Genomic DNA, 12,298 nt, shown 5'->3' on the forward strand with positions numbered 1-12,298 from the left:
GCAAGGGAAACCGTCGTTGCGGGTCCTCCCCCTCCGTCGCCTTCGGCGCCACCTCCCCCTGGCGGGGGAGGATTAGGAGGTGGACGGCGCGCTGGTATGACGGCGGCCGCTTATGGTAGCGCGCGGCATGCTCGATCCTGCGACCATCGACCCCGTGACCGACCGCCGCTTCGGCCTCGCGCGCCGCGTCACGCTGCCGGGGCCGCTCAGGCTCGATGGCGGCGTGCTGCTGTCGCCGGTCGATATCGCGTACGAGACCTATGGCACGCTGAACGCCGACGCCTCGAACGCGATCCTGATCTGCCACGCGCTGACCGGCGACCAGCACGTCGCCTCCAACCACCCGCGCACCGGCAAGCCCGGCTGGTGGACGCGGATGGTCGGCGAGGGCAAGCCGATCGACCCCGCGCGCCATTTCGTCGTCTGCGCTAACGTGCTCGGCAGTTGCATGGGCTCGTCGGGCCCCGCGACGATCAACCCGGCGACCGGGCGGCCCTGGGCGATGGCGTTTCCGGTCATCACGATCCGCGACATGGTCCGCGCGCAGGCGATGCTGCTCGATCATCTCGGCATCGGCGTGCTCCACGCGGTCGTCGGCGGATCGATGGGGGGCATGCAGGCGCTGAGCTGGCCCGCGACCTTCCCCGAGCGCGTCAAGGCGTGCGTCGTGATCGCCTCGACCGCGCGCCACACCGCGCAGAACATCGCGTTCCACGAGGTCGGGCGCCAGGCGGTGATGGCCGATCCGAACTGGCGCGGCGGTGACTATCACGACGATTCGGCGCCGACCGCGGGGCTCGCGGTCGCGCGGATGGCGGCGCACATCACCTATCTGTCCGAAGCCGGCCTGACCGAGAAATTCGGCCGCCGCCTCCAGGCGCGCGACGCGAAATCGTTCGGGTTCGACGCCGATTTCCAGGTCGAGAGCTATCTGCGCCACCAGGGGCTCGCCTTCACCGACCGGTTCGACGCGAACTCGTACCTCTACATCACGCGCGCGATGGATTATTTCGATCTGGCCGAGGAACATGGCGGGCTGCTCGCCAACGCCTTCCGCGCGACCCGGTCGCGGTTCTGCCTCGTCAGCTTCGATACCGACTGGCTGTATCCGACGGCGGAGTCGCGCGCGATCGTCCAGGCCCTGAACGCGGCCGGCGCGCCGGTCAGCTTCGTCGAGCTGTCGAGCCCGTACGGCCACGACGCATTCCTGCTCGAGGCACCCGATCTCAACCGGGTCGTCGACGGATTTTTGAGGGCGGGGCGATGACGATCATCCTTTCGGACGACGTAAGCCGGTTGCAGATCGACCGCATCCACGGGTGGCTGGCGAGCAGCTACTGGTCGCCGGGGATCGAGCGCGCGCTCGTCGAGCGCGCGATCACCGGATCGCACTGTCTCGGCGCATATCGCAACGACGCGCAGGTCGGGTTCGCGCGGATGATCACCGATCATGCGACGTTTGCGTGGCTCGCGGACGTCTGGGTCGAGGAATCGGTGCGCGGGCAGGGGCTGGGGCGGCGGATGGTCGGCTGGTTCCTCGATCATCCGTTATTTGCCGGGCTGCGGCGGATCGGGCTCGTCACCGCGGATGCGCACGGCGTCTATGCGGGGCTCGGCTTCCACCCGCTGGTCCGCGCCGATCGCTATATGGAGCGCCTCGCCCCCGGGCTTGCCGATCAGTTACGGACCGCACCATGACGCCCCCTGAAACCTTACGCACCGACCTCGCCGTCATCGCCGAGAACGTCGCGCAAGGCAGCCGCGTGCTCGATATCGGCTGTGGCGACGGCGCGCTGATGGCGGCGCTGCGCGATACCCGCGGCGTCGACGCGCGCGGGCTGGAGCTCGACGCGCGCAACGTGGCCTCCGCGGTTGCGCGCGGGCTGTCGGTGATCCAGGGCGATGCGGACATCGACCTCGCCGGCTATCCCGATGCCAGCTTCGACTACGCGATCCTCAGCCAGACGCTGCAGACCGCGCGCGCGCCCGATCTGGTGCTCGATCACCTGCTGCGGATCGGACGACGCGCGTTCGTCAGCTTCCCCAATTTCGCGCAGTGGCGCGTGCGGCTGTCGCTGCTGTGGGGCGGTCGGATGCCCGTGACGCGGCAATTGCCCGAACGCTGGTACGACACGCCCAATATCCACCACGTCACGATCGACGATTTCCGCAGCTTCGTAAAAACGCGCGGGATCATCGTCGAGGATGCATGGTTCCTGTCGGGCGAGAAACGCACGGGGGCGGGCACCGCCAACCTCCTGGCCGAGCACGCCGTCTTCCTGCTGCGGCGGTAACCATCTTCACGATATTCTTCGATATCCTAGAGCGGCTAATCTAAATCAAGGTTCAGGCGGAACCCTTCGGTTTGCGACTGGTTACTCCGCCGATGACCAAGACCGCCCTCATTGTCGAAGACGAGATTTTCGTCGCGCTCGACCTGGAAAGGATTCTCGTTGACGCCGGGTACGACGTCGCGGGGATCGCGGCGGACCGCGAGAGCGCCATCGCAATCGCCCCGGGATGCAGCTTCGCCTTTGTCGATATCAACCTGCGGGACGGGCCGACCGGTCCCGAAATCGCCAAGCGGATGGCGGATGACTTTGGGGTCAAGGTCGTGTTCGTCACGGCAAACCCGGCGCAGATTGGTGATGCCGACTGCCTGGGCTATATCCGCAAGCCGTTCAGCGACGCGGCGATTCTGGCAGCGGCGGCGTTGGCCTGCGACGACGGGCCGATCAAACACGACGACGTCATCCGTATCGTCTGACACGCCGCCGCAGGGCATCCAGAAGGCTAGCGACTGAACGCGGCTTTCGGAATGTCGAGGATCACGTTCAGGCCTTCGCCGATCCACTGGCGCTCGATAGTGCCGCCCAATTGACGTACGGCGCTCATCTCGATCAACTGCGTACCGAAGCCTGCGGGTGTCGTCGGCATGCCGACCACCGGTCCGCCTTGCTCACGCCATGTCAAACGCACCGTCCCGTCCCCCGCCGCGACAGTGATCCGCACAGTGCCGAGCTCGGTCGAAAGCCCGCCATATTTGGTCGCGTTGGTCGCCAGCTCGTGGAACAGCAGAGCGAGCGGCGTAGCCGAGCGGTCGTCGATCGTCACATCGTCGCCCGATACCGTCACGCGGCGGCCATCGACACGCTGATAGGGCTCGAACAACTCCTGAAGCAGACCGTGCAGGCTGTTCTGCGCGGCGGCGGGACGCGAGTTCGCGCTGTGCGGCCGGACGAAGTCGTGCGCCCGGCCAAGGGCTGTGATGCGGTGGCGCAGGTCGGTCGCGATCGCGGCGAATTCGGGTTTGCCACGCGCGGCGAACGCGATCAGCCCGGCGATCACCGCGAAGATATTCTTGATACGGTGGCTCAGCTCCTGGCTGATGACCTCGCGCTCTTCATAGGCGAGCTTCTGTTCGTGGATGTCGGTGCACGTCCCGAACCAGCGCTGGATCGCGCCGCGCTCGTCCCGCACCGGCAATGCGCGGCCCAGCACCCAGCGATAGGTCCCGTCGAAATGCCGCAGGCGGTATTCGATGTTGTAGGGCTCGCCGGTGTCGAGCGATTGTCGCCAGACGGCCCAGGCGCGGTCCTGATCCTCGGGATGGAACATGTCGTTCCACCCCTCGCCATCGGTGGTACCCACGGGCGTCCCGGTAAACTCGTACCAGCGCGCATTGAAATAGTCGTGGAAGCCGTCGGGCAGCGTCGACCACACCATCTGCGGCATGGTGTCGGCAAGCGTGCGGAACTTCAGGTCGCTCGCTTCCAGCGTACGCCGCGCCGCGGCCTCGGCAACGGCTTGCTCGCGCGCGGTGCGGCGATCGTCGAGCCGTCCCATCGCCGCCTTGGCGAGCAGCGTCAGCCCGTCGCGCTGGAACCGTGTCAGCCCCTCGCGGGCGTCGGGTGCGAGCACGCATAGCGCCCCGAGCGGAACGCCTTCGCTCGAGACGAGCGGCGCACCCGCATAGAACCGGACATAGGGTTCGCCGGTCACCAGCGCATTGTCGGTAAAGCGCGGATCGGTGCGCGCGTCGGGCACCTCCATCACGTCATGATGGTGCATCGCGTGCGCACAAAACGACATGCTGCGCGGCGTCTGTTCGAGATCGGTGCCGCTGCGCGAGAGGAACCGCTGATATTCCTCCTCGACCAGACTCAGCAACGCAACCGGTGCGCCGCACAATTCGGCCGCGAACGACACGATGTCGTCCAGCTGCCCTTTTGCACGCGCACCGGCGACGTCGTAGGCCGAGATCACGCGCGAGCGCTCGGCCTCGTCGAACACAGCGGTCGTCGGAACGGAATACGGCGTCGTCACGGACCTTAGAACGGCACGTCGTCGTCGAGATCGTCCGAGAAGCCGCCGGTCTGGCCGAAGCTGCCGCCACGTGCGCCGCCACCCGAGGGTGCGCTGCCGCCACGGCCACCGCCGTAACCGCCGCCGCCGCCTGACGAACCACCGCCGAAGTCGTTGCCGCCGCCACCGCCGGCCCAGTCGTCACCGCCGCCGCGGCTACCACCGCCGCCACCGCCGCCGCCCTGGCCACCGTTCGGGCCGTCGAGCATCGTCAGCACGCTGTTGAAGCCCTGCAGCACGATCTCGGTCGAATATTTGTCCTGGCCCTGCGCGTCCTGCCATTTGCGCGTCTGGAGCGCGCCTTCGATATAGACCTTCGAGCCCTTGCGCAGATACTTTTCCGCGACGTTGGCGAGACCTTCGTTGAAGATCGCGACCGAATGCCATTCGGTCTTTTCCTTGCGCTCGCCCGACATCTTGTCCTTCCAGGACTCGGATGTCGCGATGCGCAGGTTGACGACCTTGCCGCCGTTCTGGAACGCCTTGCTCTCCGGGTCGCGCCCGAGATTGCCGACGATGATGACCTTGTTGACGCTGCCTGCCATGATGCCCCTCAGAGGCCGGCGAACACCGCCAGCCAGTATGTAATGCCAGCCATGATGTAGGCGGCGGCGAACAAATAGCCAACCATGAACGCCGGCCATTTCCATCCGTTTGTCTCGCGACGCGTGACGGCGATCGTCGAAATGCACTGCGGTGCGAACACGAACCACATCAGGAAGGCGAGTGCGGTCGGCAGGCTCCAGCGGCCGCGGAGGTTTTCGATCATCGCCTTTCCGCCTTGGTTGCTGTCGGGATCGTCGATCGCATAGACAGTGCCGATCGCGGCGACCGCGACTTCACGCGCGGCCATCGCCGGGATCAGCGCCAGCACGATGTCGCGGTTGAAGCCGATCGGGGCGAACACGGGGGCGATGCCGTTGGCGATCCGGCCGGCGATCGAATAATCGACCGCGGAGATCTTCGGGGCGCCCGCGGGCTGTTCGGGCGGCTTGGGGAAGCTCAGCAGCACCCACAGGATGATCGTCGAGGTCAGGATGATCCCGCCCGCGCGCTTCAGGAAGATTTGCGCGCGGCTCCACAGGCCGATGCCGACGTCGCGCCACTGCGGCCACTGGTAGTTGGGCATCTCCATCATGAAGCCCGACGACACGCCCTTGGTCACCGTCCGGCGCAGCACCAGCGCAGCGACGAACGCGCCGACAATCCCCATTACGTAGAGCCCGAGCATCACCAGCCCCTGCAACCCGACGAAGGGGAGGACCTGCGTATTGGGAATGAACGCGCCGATGATCAGCGTGTACACGGGCAGACGCGCGGAGCACGTCATCAGCGGCGCGATCAGGATCGTCGTCAGCCGGTCCTTCTCGTCGTCGATCGTCCGAGTCGCCATGATCCCGGGAATCGCGCACGCGAAGCTCGACAGCAGCGGGATGAACGCACGCCCCGACAGCCCGACGCTGGCCATCACGCGGTCCATCAGGAACGCCGCGCGGACCATGTAGCCGCTCGCCTCGAGCACGAGGATGAAGAGGAACAGGATCAGGATCTGCGGCAGGAACACGATCACCGCGCCGACGCCCGCGATCACGCCGTCGACCAGCAGCGAGCGCAGCAGCGACGGGGCGAGTTCAGACGTCAGGAACGCCTGTAACGCCGTGAACCCTGCGTCGATCGCGTCCATGAACGGCTGGGCCCAGCTGAACACCGCCTGGAACATCAGGAACATGATCGCCAGCAGCAGGATCGGCCCGGCGACGGGGTGCAGCGCGACCGCGTCGAGCATGTGCGTCCAGCGGCGGACGGTCGTCTCGGATACGGTCGCGGACGTGGCGATCTGGCGCGCGCGGCGCTGGAGCGTGACGATGTCGTCCTGCACGCCCTCTAAAGATATGGGGCCGTCGGACTTGCGCAGCCGCATCGGGCCGTTGATGACGATGCCGGAGAGCGCGGCCTTGAGTTCGTCGAGGCCCCGTTTGCGCACCGCGACGGTCGGGATCACGCGCACGCCAAGTTCGCGTTCGAGCACCTTGGGATCGAGCTTTAGGCCGTCGCGCTCGGCGAGATCGACCATGTTGAGCGCGACCACGACGGGCAGGCCGAGCGCGATCAGCTGGAGCGTGAAGCGCAGGTGATTGTCGAGATTGGCGGCGTCGACGACGACGACCAGCGCGTCGGGCAGGCGCTCGCCATCCTGCGTCCCCGTGACGACGTCGCGCGTGACTCGCTCGTCGGGGGAGGAGGGCTCGAGGCTGTACGCGCCGGGCAGGTCGACCAGTTCGACCGGTCGCCCGTCGTCGAGCATCAGCCGCCCGACCTTGCGTTCGACCGTGACGCCCGGATAATTGCCGACCTTCTGCCGCGCGCCCGTCAGCGCGTTGAACAGCGCGCTCTTGCCGGCATTGGGATTGCCGACCAGCGCGACCAGCGGTGCTGCGTTCATTCTAAAGTGTTATTCGGCCGCGGCAGGCATGGGAGAGACCTGGATCGCGCCCGCGACGGCACGGCGCAGCGCGACGGTCATGCGGCCGATCCGGCAGGCGATCGGGCCCTGGCCCAGCGTCGCGCGGTGCAGCACTTCGACATCGACACCCTCGTCGAAGCCGAGTTCGCGCAGGCGGCGCGCCTCGGGCCCTGCGAGTCGCGCCCATTCGATGGCGGCGACAATCGCATGCTGCTTGCGCGGCAGGGTTTCGAGGCTGACGGATCGATCGGGGCGCGTGTCCATGATGCGACTGATTATCAGTAACGCTCGGGGAAGGGAAGCCCTAACCGCCGCTGGTTACTATCGCCTCGCCGTCCCGTCATCCTGACGAACGTCAGGACCCAGAGCCACTTAACGCACCCTTCGTGGCGCTCGGTCCTCGGTCGAGCCCAGGATGACGGGGTCGGGTACCGCGCTCAAGCCGTCGGATAGCGCAGACGACCGACGAATCGCGACAGGCTGAACCCATGCTCGGTCCGCTTGAGGAAACCGGCCTTGGCCTTTTCGAACTGCATGATCCCGGCGATGCGGCGCCCGAGAAAGGCGCGTGTTTCGGCGAGGCCTTCGCTCTCGTCGTCGAGGAAGATCGTGATCGTCGATGCGTACACGCCGAGCAGGATCGTCCGCTTGGTGTAGTAATTATAGTCGGTCGCGACGTCGCCAGCCGCGCGCCAGATCGTGTCGACTGTCCGCCACCCGAGCCGCGTCGCCTTCGCCAGGTTCTGCGGGAGCGCGAGGATCGCCAGCGCGCGCCGCAGCGATTCGCGGTCCGCCGAGGTCGCATCGAGCCGCGCCTCGACCAGCGCGGTGATCTTGTCGCGAATCTTCATCGTCGCGAGGCGCTCGGGTGGCACCGCGGCGAGCATCACGCCGTCGATATGCGCGAACCACGCGTCGATCATGTCGACCGACCCGTCCTTGAACGCGAGCGCGGCGACATCGGTGTCGATCCCCGCGCCTTGCGCGGCCATGTCGCGCGCGGCGTCGCTCCAACCGTCGAACGCCGCGTTGGCGGCGATGCCGGGCGCGAGCAGGGCGCGGATTTCGTCGAGCGTAAGATCCTGGGTCATACCGTCTCCTGCCGTTCCAGATCAGGCGTATCAAGCGCGTCTTCAAGAGGGAATGCTTCGCGCGGCGGGCCCTGGCGCACGAGTACCAGCGCGACCGCGACCATCACGACGCCGGCCAGATCCGCCGTACCGAGCCGTTCGCCGTACACCAGCCACCCGACCAGTCCCGCCACCACCGGCTGGATCAGCAATGCGATCCCGATCACCAACGGCGTAAATCGGCCAAGCGCATAGATCATCAGGCCTTGCCCGATCACCTGGCTGCACAGCGCGAGCCCGATCAGCGGGCCCCAATGCGCCGGCAGCACGCGCTCGCCCATCGCCAGTGCGAACAGGAGCAGCGGTGCGATGCCCGCCAGCGTCGACAACGTCAGCGCCGAGACCGGCGCGAGCGTCGCGCGGGCGCGCGCCATCAGGATGAAATAGACCGTGTAGAGCAGCCCCGCGAGTAGGCAGAACAGATCGCCCGCAAGGTTCTTCGCATCGAGCTGATACGACTGCCCGAGCAGCAACGCGCCCCCCGCCGCCGCCAGCGCCAGCGCGAATCCTTGCGTCCGCGTCGGCCAGCTGCGCGCGATGAGGAAGCCGTAGATCGGGAAGATCAGCGTCGCGACGTTGCCGAACAGCGTCGCGTTGGCCAGCGTCGTGCGCAGGATCCCGAGATGCCACGTGCCGAGATCGGCCGCGAAGCACACGCCGCCCGCGAGCAGCCCTGCCCACAGCGTCCACCCGAGCCGGATCGGGCGCGCACCCTGCTGGACCGCGAGCACGGCCAGGAACGGCACCGCCAGCGTCAGCCGCCAGAACCCCGCGGCAACCGGCCCGACTTCCGTCGCGCGGACGAACCACGGCCCGAACGCCAGCGCGACGTTGGCGACGACCAGCGCGGCGAACGCGATCAGTCCCGGCGCAGGCGGCGAAGCGGGCCTCGGGGCAGGCCGCGGGGCAGGCGGCAACACCGCACGTGCCGTATCGGGCAGACTAGATAATCTTTGCAGGTCGGGGCGATGCATGCGGCCGTGTAGCCTCCTATCTTCCGCCCGTCAGGCATTAAGGAGTCTCCATGCCAAGCCTTTTCGATCCCCTCACGATCGGCGCCGTCGAGGCGCCCAACCGCATCCTCATGGCGCCGCTCACGCGCGGCCGTGCCGACCGCGACGCCGTCCCGACCGACATCATGGTCGAGTATTACACGCAGCGGGCGAGCGCCGGGCTGATCATCTCGGAAGCCACCGGCATCAGCCGCGAGGGTCTCGGCTGGCCGTTCGCGCCGGGTCTGTGGACCGATGCGCAGGTCGCCGCCTGGAAGCCCGTCACCGACTCGGTCCACGCCGCGGGTGGCCGCATCATCGCGCAGCTGTGGCACATGGGGCGTCAGGTCCATTCGTCGGTGATCGGCACGCAGCCTGTGTCGTCGTCGGCGACCGCGACCGAAGGCCAGGCGCACACGTTCGAGGGCAAGCAGGATTTCGAAGTCGCGCGTCCGCTTGAGCTGAACGAGATTCCGCGTCTGCTGAACGATTACGAGCTGGCGACGAAGAACGCGCTGGCGGCCGGCTTCGACGGCGTGCAGATCCATGCGGCCAATGGCTATCTGATCGACCAGTTCCTGCGCGACAACGCCAACCTGCGGACCGATGAATATGGTGGCTCGATCGAGAACCGTATTCGCCTGCTTCGCGAAGTCGCCGAGCGCGTCATTTCGGTCGCGGGTGCCGATCGCACCAGCGTGCGCCTGTCGCCGAACGGCGATTCGCAGGGTGTCGACGACAGCAACCCGGAGCCGCTGTTCACCGCCGCCGCCAAGGCGCTGTCCGATCTGGGGATCGCGTTCCTCGAACTGCGCGAGCCCGGCCCCGATGGCACGTTCGGCAAGACCGACGTGCCGAAGCTCAGCCCGGCGATCCGCAAGGTGTTCAAGGGCGTGCTTGTCGTGAACTCGGATTACACGACCGTTGAGGAGGCGCAGGCCGAGCTCGATTCGGGTAATGCCGATGCGATCACCTTTGGTCGCACGTTCATCGCCAATCCGGATCTGCCCGAGCGGTTGCGAACCGGTGCGCCGCTTGCCAAGGACGATGCGAAGACGTGGTACAGCCAGGGTCCCGAGGGCTATATCGACTATCCGGCGCTCGAGACAGCAAACGCGTAACCCGGCTCACGCCCGATCCTCCCCCGCAAGGGGGAGGTTGCAGGCGCCAGCCTGACGGACGGGGAAGCACGCGCGCATCTTGGTTTGGTGTCCTCCCCCTCCGTCACCTTCGGCACACTTCCCGGTGGGGGGCCGTAAAGGGCGGCCCCTAGTCACCGGCGACGCCATCGCCTAGCAGCGCGCTTCCGCGCCGCTGAGGGCGCACCGGTGACGACAGGATGACGCATGACCGACGGTTGGCCGAGCGGGGGCAGGGGGACGGGGCCGCTGATGCCCGGTACCGCCGACCGCGCCGCGCGCCGCGCCGAGGAGCGCGCGAAGGACCGCGAGCAGCGCGCGAAGGATCGGCTTGCCGCCTCCGAACAGCGATCCGAATCCCGCGCAGCCCAGCGTGACCTCCAGTCGCAGGAGCGCGAGCGCGCGCGGGAGACGCGGCGGATCGAGGAAGGACAGCGTATCCAGGCGCGGCTCGATGCACCGCCGACGAACGACGTCGAGGCACTGAAGATCTCCAAGCGGCGCCGCTCCGGCGCGCTCGCCCGCAGCGGTGCGGAGACGAAGACGGAGCGCGACACGCGCAGCTACAAGACGCTTGTCGACACCGCGCGAATCCGCACGCTTGCCGATCGAGGTGCGTCGGTGTCGGGGCTGGCCGGCGCGTTCGGCATCACGGTCGAAGAGGTCGAAGCGGCGTTGCGGGACACGGCCCCGCAGGACTAAAACTTCGTCAGACGGGGTGGTGGTCGCTTGCCAGCCAGGCGCGCGCTGCGTCGATATCGAGGAACGTCCGGCAGTTCGCCGCCTTCAGATAGCGTTCGGTCTGAAGCTTGGCCAGATGCGAGGCGACGACCGCCGCGATCGGCGCGGACGTCACCTTCAACGCCTTGGGCATCATCGCCTCGAGCGCGTCGACCACCTTCAACGGCTGGATCGCCGCCTTGCGCAGATCGGCGAGCACGACGAACCGTCCGTGATACAGGCGCGCCGCGGTGCCGCGCGCGAGCAACTCTGCCGAGAACACCGCGGTCGTCGCGACCGACCAGAATCCTTCGGTAACGATCGTCAGGGTCTTGTTCGGGACGTCGAAGCCGATCGTGTACATGCAGCCCCTTAGCATCCGCGCCTTAACAATCCGCTATCGGCTCGTCTCAATCGGTCCCGGGCAGGTCCACATGGAGTCTGCGAAAGCGCGCCTCGACGAGCGAATAGGCGCCGAACAACGCCAGGCCGAGCCCGGTCAGAGCGAGCAGCCATTTGCCGCCCGGCTGCGATTGGAGCTTCTCCAGCGCATCGGCCACGCCGCCTGCGTCGCTGGCATGCGCGCTCCATGCGGCAAGGCCGAACAACCCGGCGACGATCAGGAACACGATCGCACGCGCGCCGTAGCCGATCCGGCCCATCGTGCAGACATAGCCGGGGGCAGGCGCGTCGCCGCGCAGGTCGTGGATGAAATCGCCGGCCCACGCCTTTTTGGCCTGCTGGAACGCCGCGACCAGCACGCCGATCGCGACCGCACCGACCAGAAGCCGTCCGGCGGGCTGGTCGAGCAGCAACGCGGTCCAGTCGCGCGCGCTCTCGTCGCCGGGCGAGACTGCCGCGTCGCGCGATCCGGTCTTCAGCGCGAGCTTGGCGGCGGTCCAGGCGAGGATCAGATGCGCGATTCCGCTGACGACATGGCCGATCCGCTTGAGGCTGCCCTTGATGTCGCGGCCAATCTGTTCGGGGTTCGCCGCAGCTTCGGTCAGTCGCCACACCGCATAGCCGAGCAATCCGGCCGCGATGATCGCGAGCAGGACCGGCCCGAACGGCCCGTCCGCCATCGATCCGATCGCGCCCTGATTGTCGGCGACCTCGCCACCGTGCCATGCTGCGTCGACCGCGAACCATCCGACGAGGATGTAGACCACGCCGCGTGCGGCAAAGCCGAGTTTGGCGAGCCACGTCGCATTTGCATCCGAGATCATGAGAGCCCCCTTGTTACGCAGGCACAACAGTTCGTCGGGCGGGACGTTCCTGCGGCGCGCGCGATGAGGCGGCGGCGGGGGATTCGGCTTCGAGCGTCGCGCGTGTTCCACGCCCCGATCCTCGCGCGCCTGTAATCCTCCCCCGTCAGGGGGAGGTGGCTGGCACTTGCCAGACGGAGGGGGAAGGACACGGAACAGGCGTTTCCCTTTCCTCCCCCTCCGTCAGGCTGACGCCTGCCACCTCCCCCTGGCGGGGGAGGAT

14 protein-coding genes are annotated in these 12,298 nt (G+C 67.4%); 6 read left to right on the top strand and 8 right to left on the bottom strand.

Annotation, left to right across the window (positions count from 1 at the left end):
- Positions 1-127: 127 nt before the first annotated feature.
- The 4 genes from metX (at position 128) to ASE88_RS07890 (ending at position 2,767) form a co-directional block, all read left to right on the top strand.
- Complete coding sequence (gene metX, locus ASE88_RS07875) at positions 128-1,267, top strand: homoserine O-acetyltransferase MetX (protein WP_056479236.1); 1,140 nt, start codon at positions 128-130, stop codon at positions 1,265-1,267.
- Positions 1,264-1,698 (top strand): GNAT family N-acetyltransferase, encoded by a 435-nt coding sequence (locus ASE88_RS07880; RefSeq protein WP_056477383.1) that lies wholly within the window; start codon positions 1,264-1,266, stop codon positions 1,696-1,698. The genes metX and ASE88_RS07880 overlap by 4 nt, the downstream gene beginning before the upstream one ends.
- Complete coding sequence (metW, locus tag ASE88_RS07885) at positions 1,695-2,294, top strand: methionine biosynthesis protein MetW (RefSeq protein WP_055874822.1); 600 nt, start codon at positions 1,695-1,697, stop codon at positions 2,292-2,294. The genes ASE88_RS07880 and metW overlap by 4 nt, the downstream gene beginning before the upstream one ends.
- A 92-nt stretch (positions 2,295-2,386) precedes the next feature.
- Entirely contained in the window at positions 2,387-2,767 is a 381-nt protein-coding gene (locus ASE88_RS07890; protein ID WP_056477385.1) for a response regulator, read from the top strand.
- A 26-nt stretch (positions 2,768-2,793) separates the two neighbouring features.
- Here ASE88_RS07890 and ASE88_RS07895 read toward each other — a convergent pair whose 3' ends face one another.
- The 6 genes from ASE88_RS07895 to ASE88_RS07920 form a co-directional block, all read right to left on the bottom strand.
- A complete protein-coding gene (locus tag ASE88_RS07895) occupies positions 2,794-4,326 on the bottom strand; it encodes a sensor histidine kinase (protein WP_414893537.1) in 1,533 nt (510 codons plus the stop codon).
- A 5-nt stretch (positions 4,327-4,331) separates the two neighbouring features.
- Positions 4,332-4,910, bottom strand: coding sequence for a single-stranded DNA-binding protein (gene ssb, locus ASE88_RS07900; RefSeq protein WP_056477387.1), 579 nt, complete (start codon positions 4,908-4,910; stop codon positions 4,332-4,334).
- Between the two features lie 8 nt (positions 4,911-4,918).
- Positions 4,919-6,808, bottom strand: a complete 1,890-nt coding sequence (feoB, locus tag ASE88_RS07905; protein ID WP_056477389.1) for a ferrous iron transporter B — start codon at positions 6,806-6,808, stop codon at positions 4,919-4,921.
- Positions 6,809-6,817: 9 nt separating this feature from the next.
- Positions 6,818-7,093 carry a FeoA family protein gene (locus ASE88_RS07910; protein ID WP_055874807.1) on the bottom strand — a complete coding sequence of 92 codons (276 nt, stop codon included), beginning with the start codon at positions 7,091-7,093 and terminating at the stop codon, positions 6,818-6,820.
- Positions 7,094-7,266: 173 nt separating this feature from the next.
- Positions 7,267-7,920: a COQ9 family protein gene (locus ASE88_RS07915; RefSeq protein WP_056477391.1), complete on the bottom strand. Its 654-nt coding sequence runs from the start codon at positions 7,918-7,920 to the stop codon at positions 7,267-7,269.
- Positions 7,917-8,933 carry a DMT family transporter gene (locus ASE88_RS07920; protein WP_082466386.1) on the bottom strand — a complete coding sequence of 339 codons (1,017 nt, stop codon included), beginning with the start codon at positions 8,931-8,933 and terminating at the stop codon, positions 7,917-7,919. The genes ASE88_RS07915 and ASE88_RS07920 overlap by 4 nt, the downstream gene beginning before the upstream one ends.
- 50 nt (positions 8,934-8,983) lie before the next feature.
- On the opposite strand from ASE88_RS07920, the gene ASE88_RS07925 reads away from it, so the two are divergent.
- Both ASE88_RS07925 and ASE88_RS07930 read left to right on the top strand, forming a co-directional pair.
- Complete coding sequence (locus ASE88_RS07925; RefSeq protein ID WP_055874803.1) at positions 8,984-10,072, top strand: alkene reductase; 1,089 nt, start codon at positions 8,984-8,986, stop codon at positions 10,070-10,072.
- A 225-nt stretch (positions 10,073-10,297) separates the two neighbouring features.
- Entirely contained in the window at positions 10,298-10,792 is a 495-nt protein-coding gene (locus ASE88_RS07930) for a hypothetical protein (RefSeq protein WP_235527875.1), read from the top strand.
- 7 nt (positions 10,793-10,799) lie between these two features.
- On the opposite strand, the gene ASE88_RS07935 is transcribed toward ASE88_RS07930, so the two are convergent.
- Both ASE88_RS07935 and ASE88_RS07940 read right to left on the bottom strand, forming a co-directional pair.
- Positions 10,800-11,174 (bottom strand): hypothetical protein, encoded by a 375-nt coding sequence (locus ASE88_RS07935; RefSeq protein WP_055874796.1) that lies wholly within the window; start codon positions 11,172-11,174, stop codon positions 10,800-10,802.
- A 46-nt stretch (positions 11,175-11,220) separates the two neighbouring features.
- Positions 11,221-12,036, bottom strand: a complete 816-nt coding sequence (locus ASE88_RS07940; RefSeq protein ID WP_055874794.1) for a DUF1206 domain-containing protein — start codon at positions 12,034-12,036, stop codon at positions 11,221-11,223.
- Positions 12,037-12,298 lie beyond the last annotated feature (262 nt).

Origin of the sequence: Sphingomonas sp. Leaf38 (assembly GCF_001421825.1) — a bacterium.
In the GTDB taxonomy this organism is placed as follows: domain Bacteria; phylum Pseudomonadota; class Alphaproteobacteria; order Sphingomonadales; family Sphingomonadaceae; genus Sphingomonas.

What these genes read in the sequence shown, in the direction of transcription:
- metX (WP_056479236.1), top strand. Translation starts at nt 128, where the DNA reads ATGCTCGATCCTGCGACCATCGACCCCGTGACCGACCGCCGCTTCGGC.
- ASE88_RS07880 (WP_056477383.1), top strand. Translation starts at nt 1,264, where the DNA reads ATGACGATCATCCTTTCGGACGACGTAAGCCGGTTGCAGATCGACCGC.
- metW (WP_055874822.1), top strand. Translation starts at nt 1,695, where the DNA reads ATGACGCCCCCTGAAACCTTACGCACCGACCTCGCCGTCATCGCCGAG.
- ASE88_RS07890 (WP_056477385.1), top strand. Translation starts at nt 2,387, where the DNA reads ATGACCAAGACCGCCCTCATTGTCGAAGACGAGATTTTCGTCGCGCTC.
- ssb (WP_056477387.1), bottom strand. Translation starts at nt 4,910, where the DNA reads ATGGCAGGCAGCGTCAACAAGGTCATCATCGTCGGCAATCTCGGGCGC.
- feoB (WP_056477389.1), bottom strand. Translation starts at nt 6,808, where the DNA reads ATGAACGCAGCACCGCTGGTCGCGCTGGTCGGCAATCCCAATGCCGGC.
- ASE88_RS07910 (WP_055874807.1), bottom strand. Translation starts at nt 7,093, where the DNA reads ATGGACACGCGCCCCGATCGATCCGTCAGCCTCGAAACCCTGCCGCGC.
- ASE88_RS07915 (WP_056477391.1), bottom strand. Translation starts at nt 7,920, where the DNA reads ATGACCCAGGATCTTACGCTCGACGAAATCCGCGCCCTGCTCGCGCCC.
- ASE88_RS07920 (WP_082466386.1), bottom strand. Translation starts at nt 8,933, where the DNA reads ATGCATCGCCCCGACCTGCAAAGATTATCTAGTCTGCCCGATACGGCA.
- ASE88_RS07925 (WP_055874803.1), top strand. Translation starts at nt 8,984, where the DNA reads ATGCCAAGCCTTTTCGATCCCCTCACGATCGGCGCCGTCGAGGCGCCC.
- ASE88_RS07930 (WP_235527875.1), top strand. Translation starts at nt 10,298, where the DNA reads ATGACCGACGGTTGGCCGAGCGGGGGCAGGGGGACGGGGCCGCTGATG.
- ASE88_RS07935 (WP_055874796.1), bottom strand. Translation starts at nt 11,174, where the DNA reads ATGTACACGATCGGCTTCGACGTCCCGAACAAGACCCTGACGATCGTT.
- ASE88_RS07940 (WP_055874794.1), bottom strand. Translation starts at nt 12,036, where the DNA reads ATGATCTCGGATGCAAATGCGACGTGGCTCGCCAAACTCGGCTTTGCC.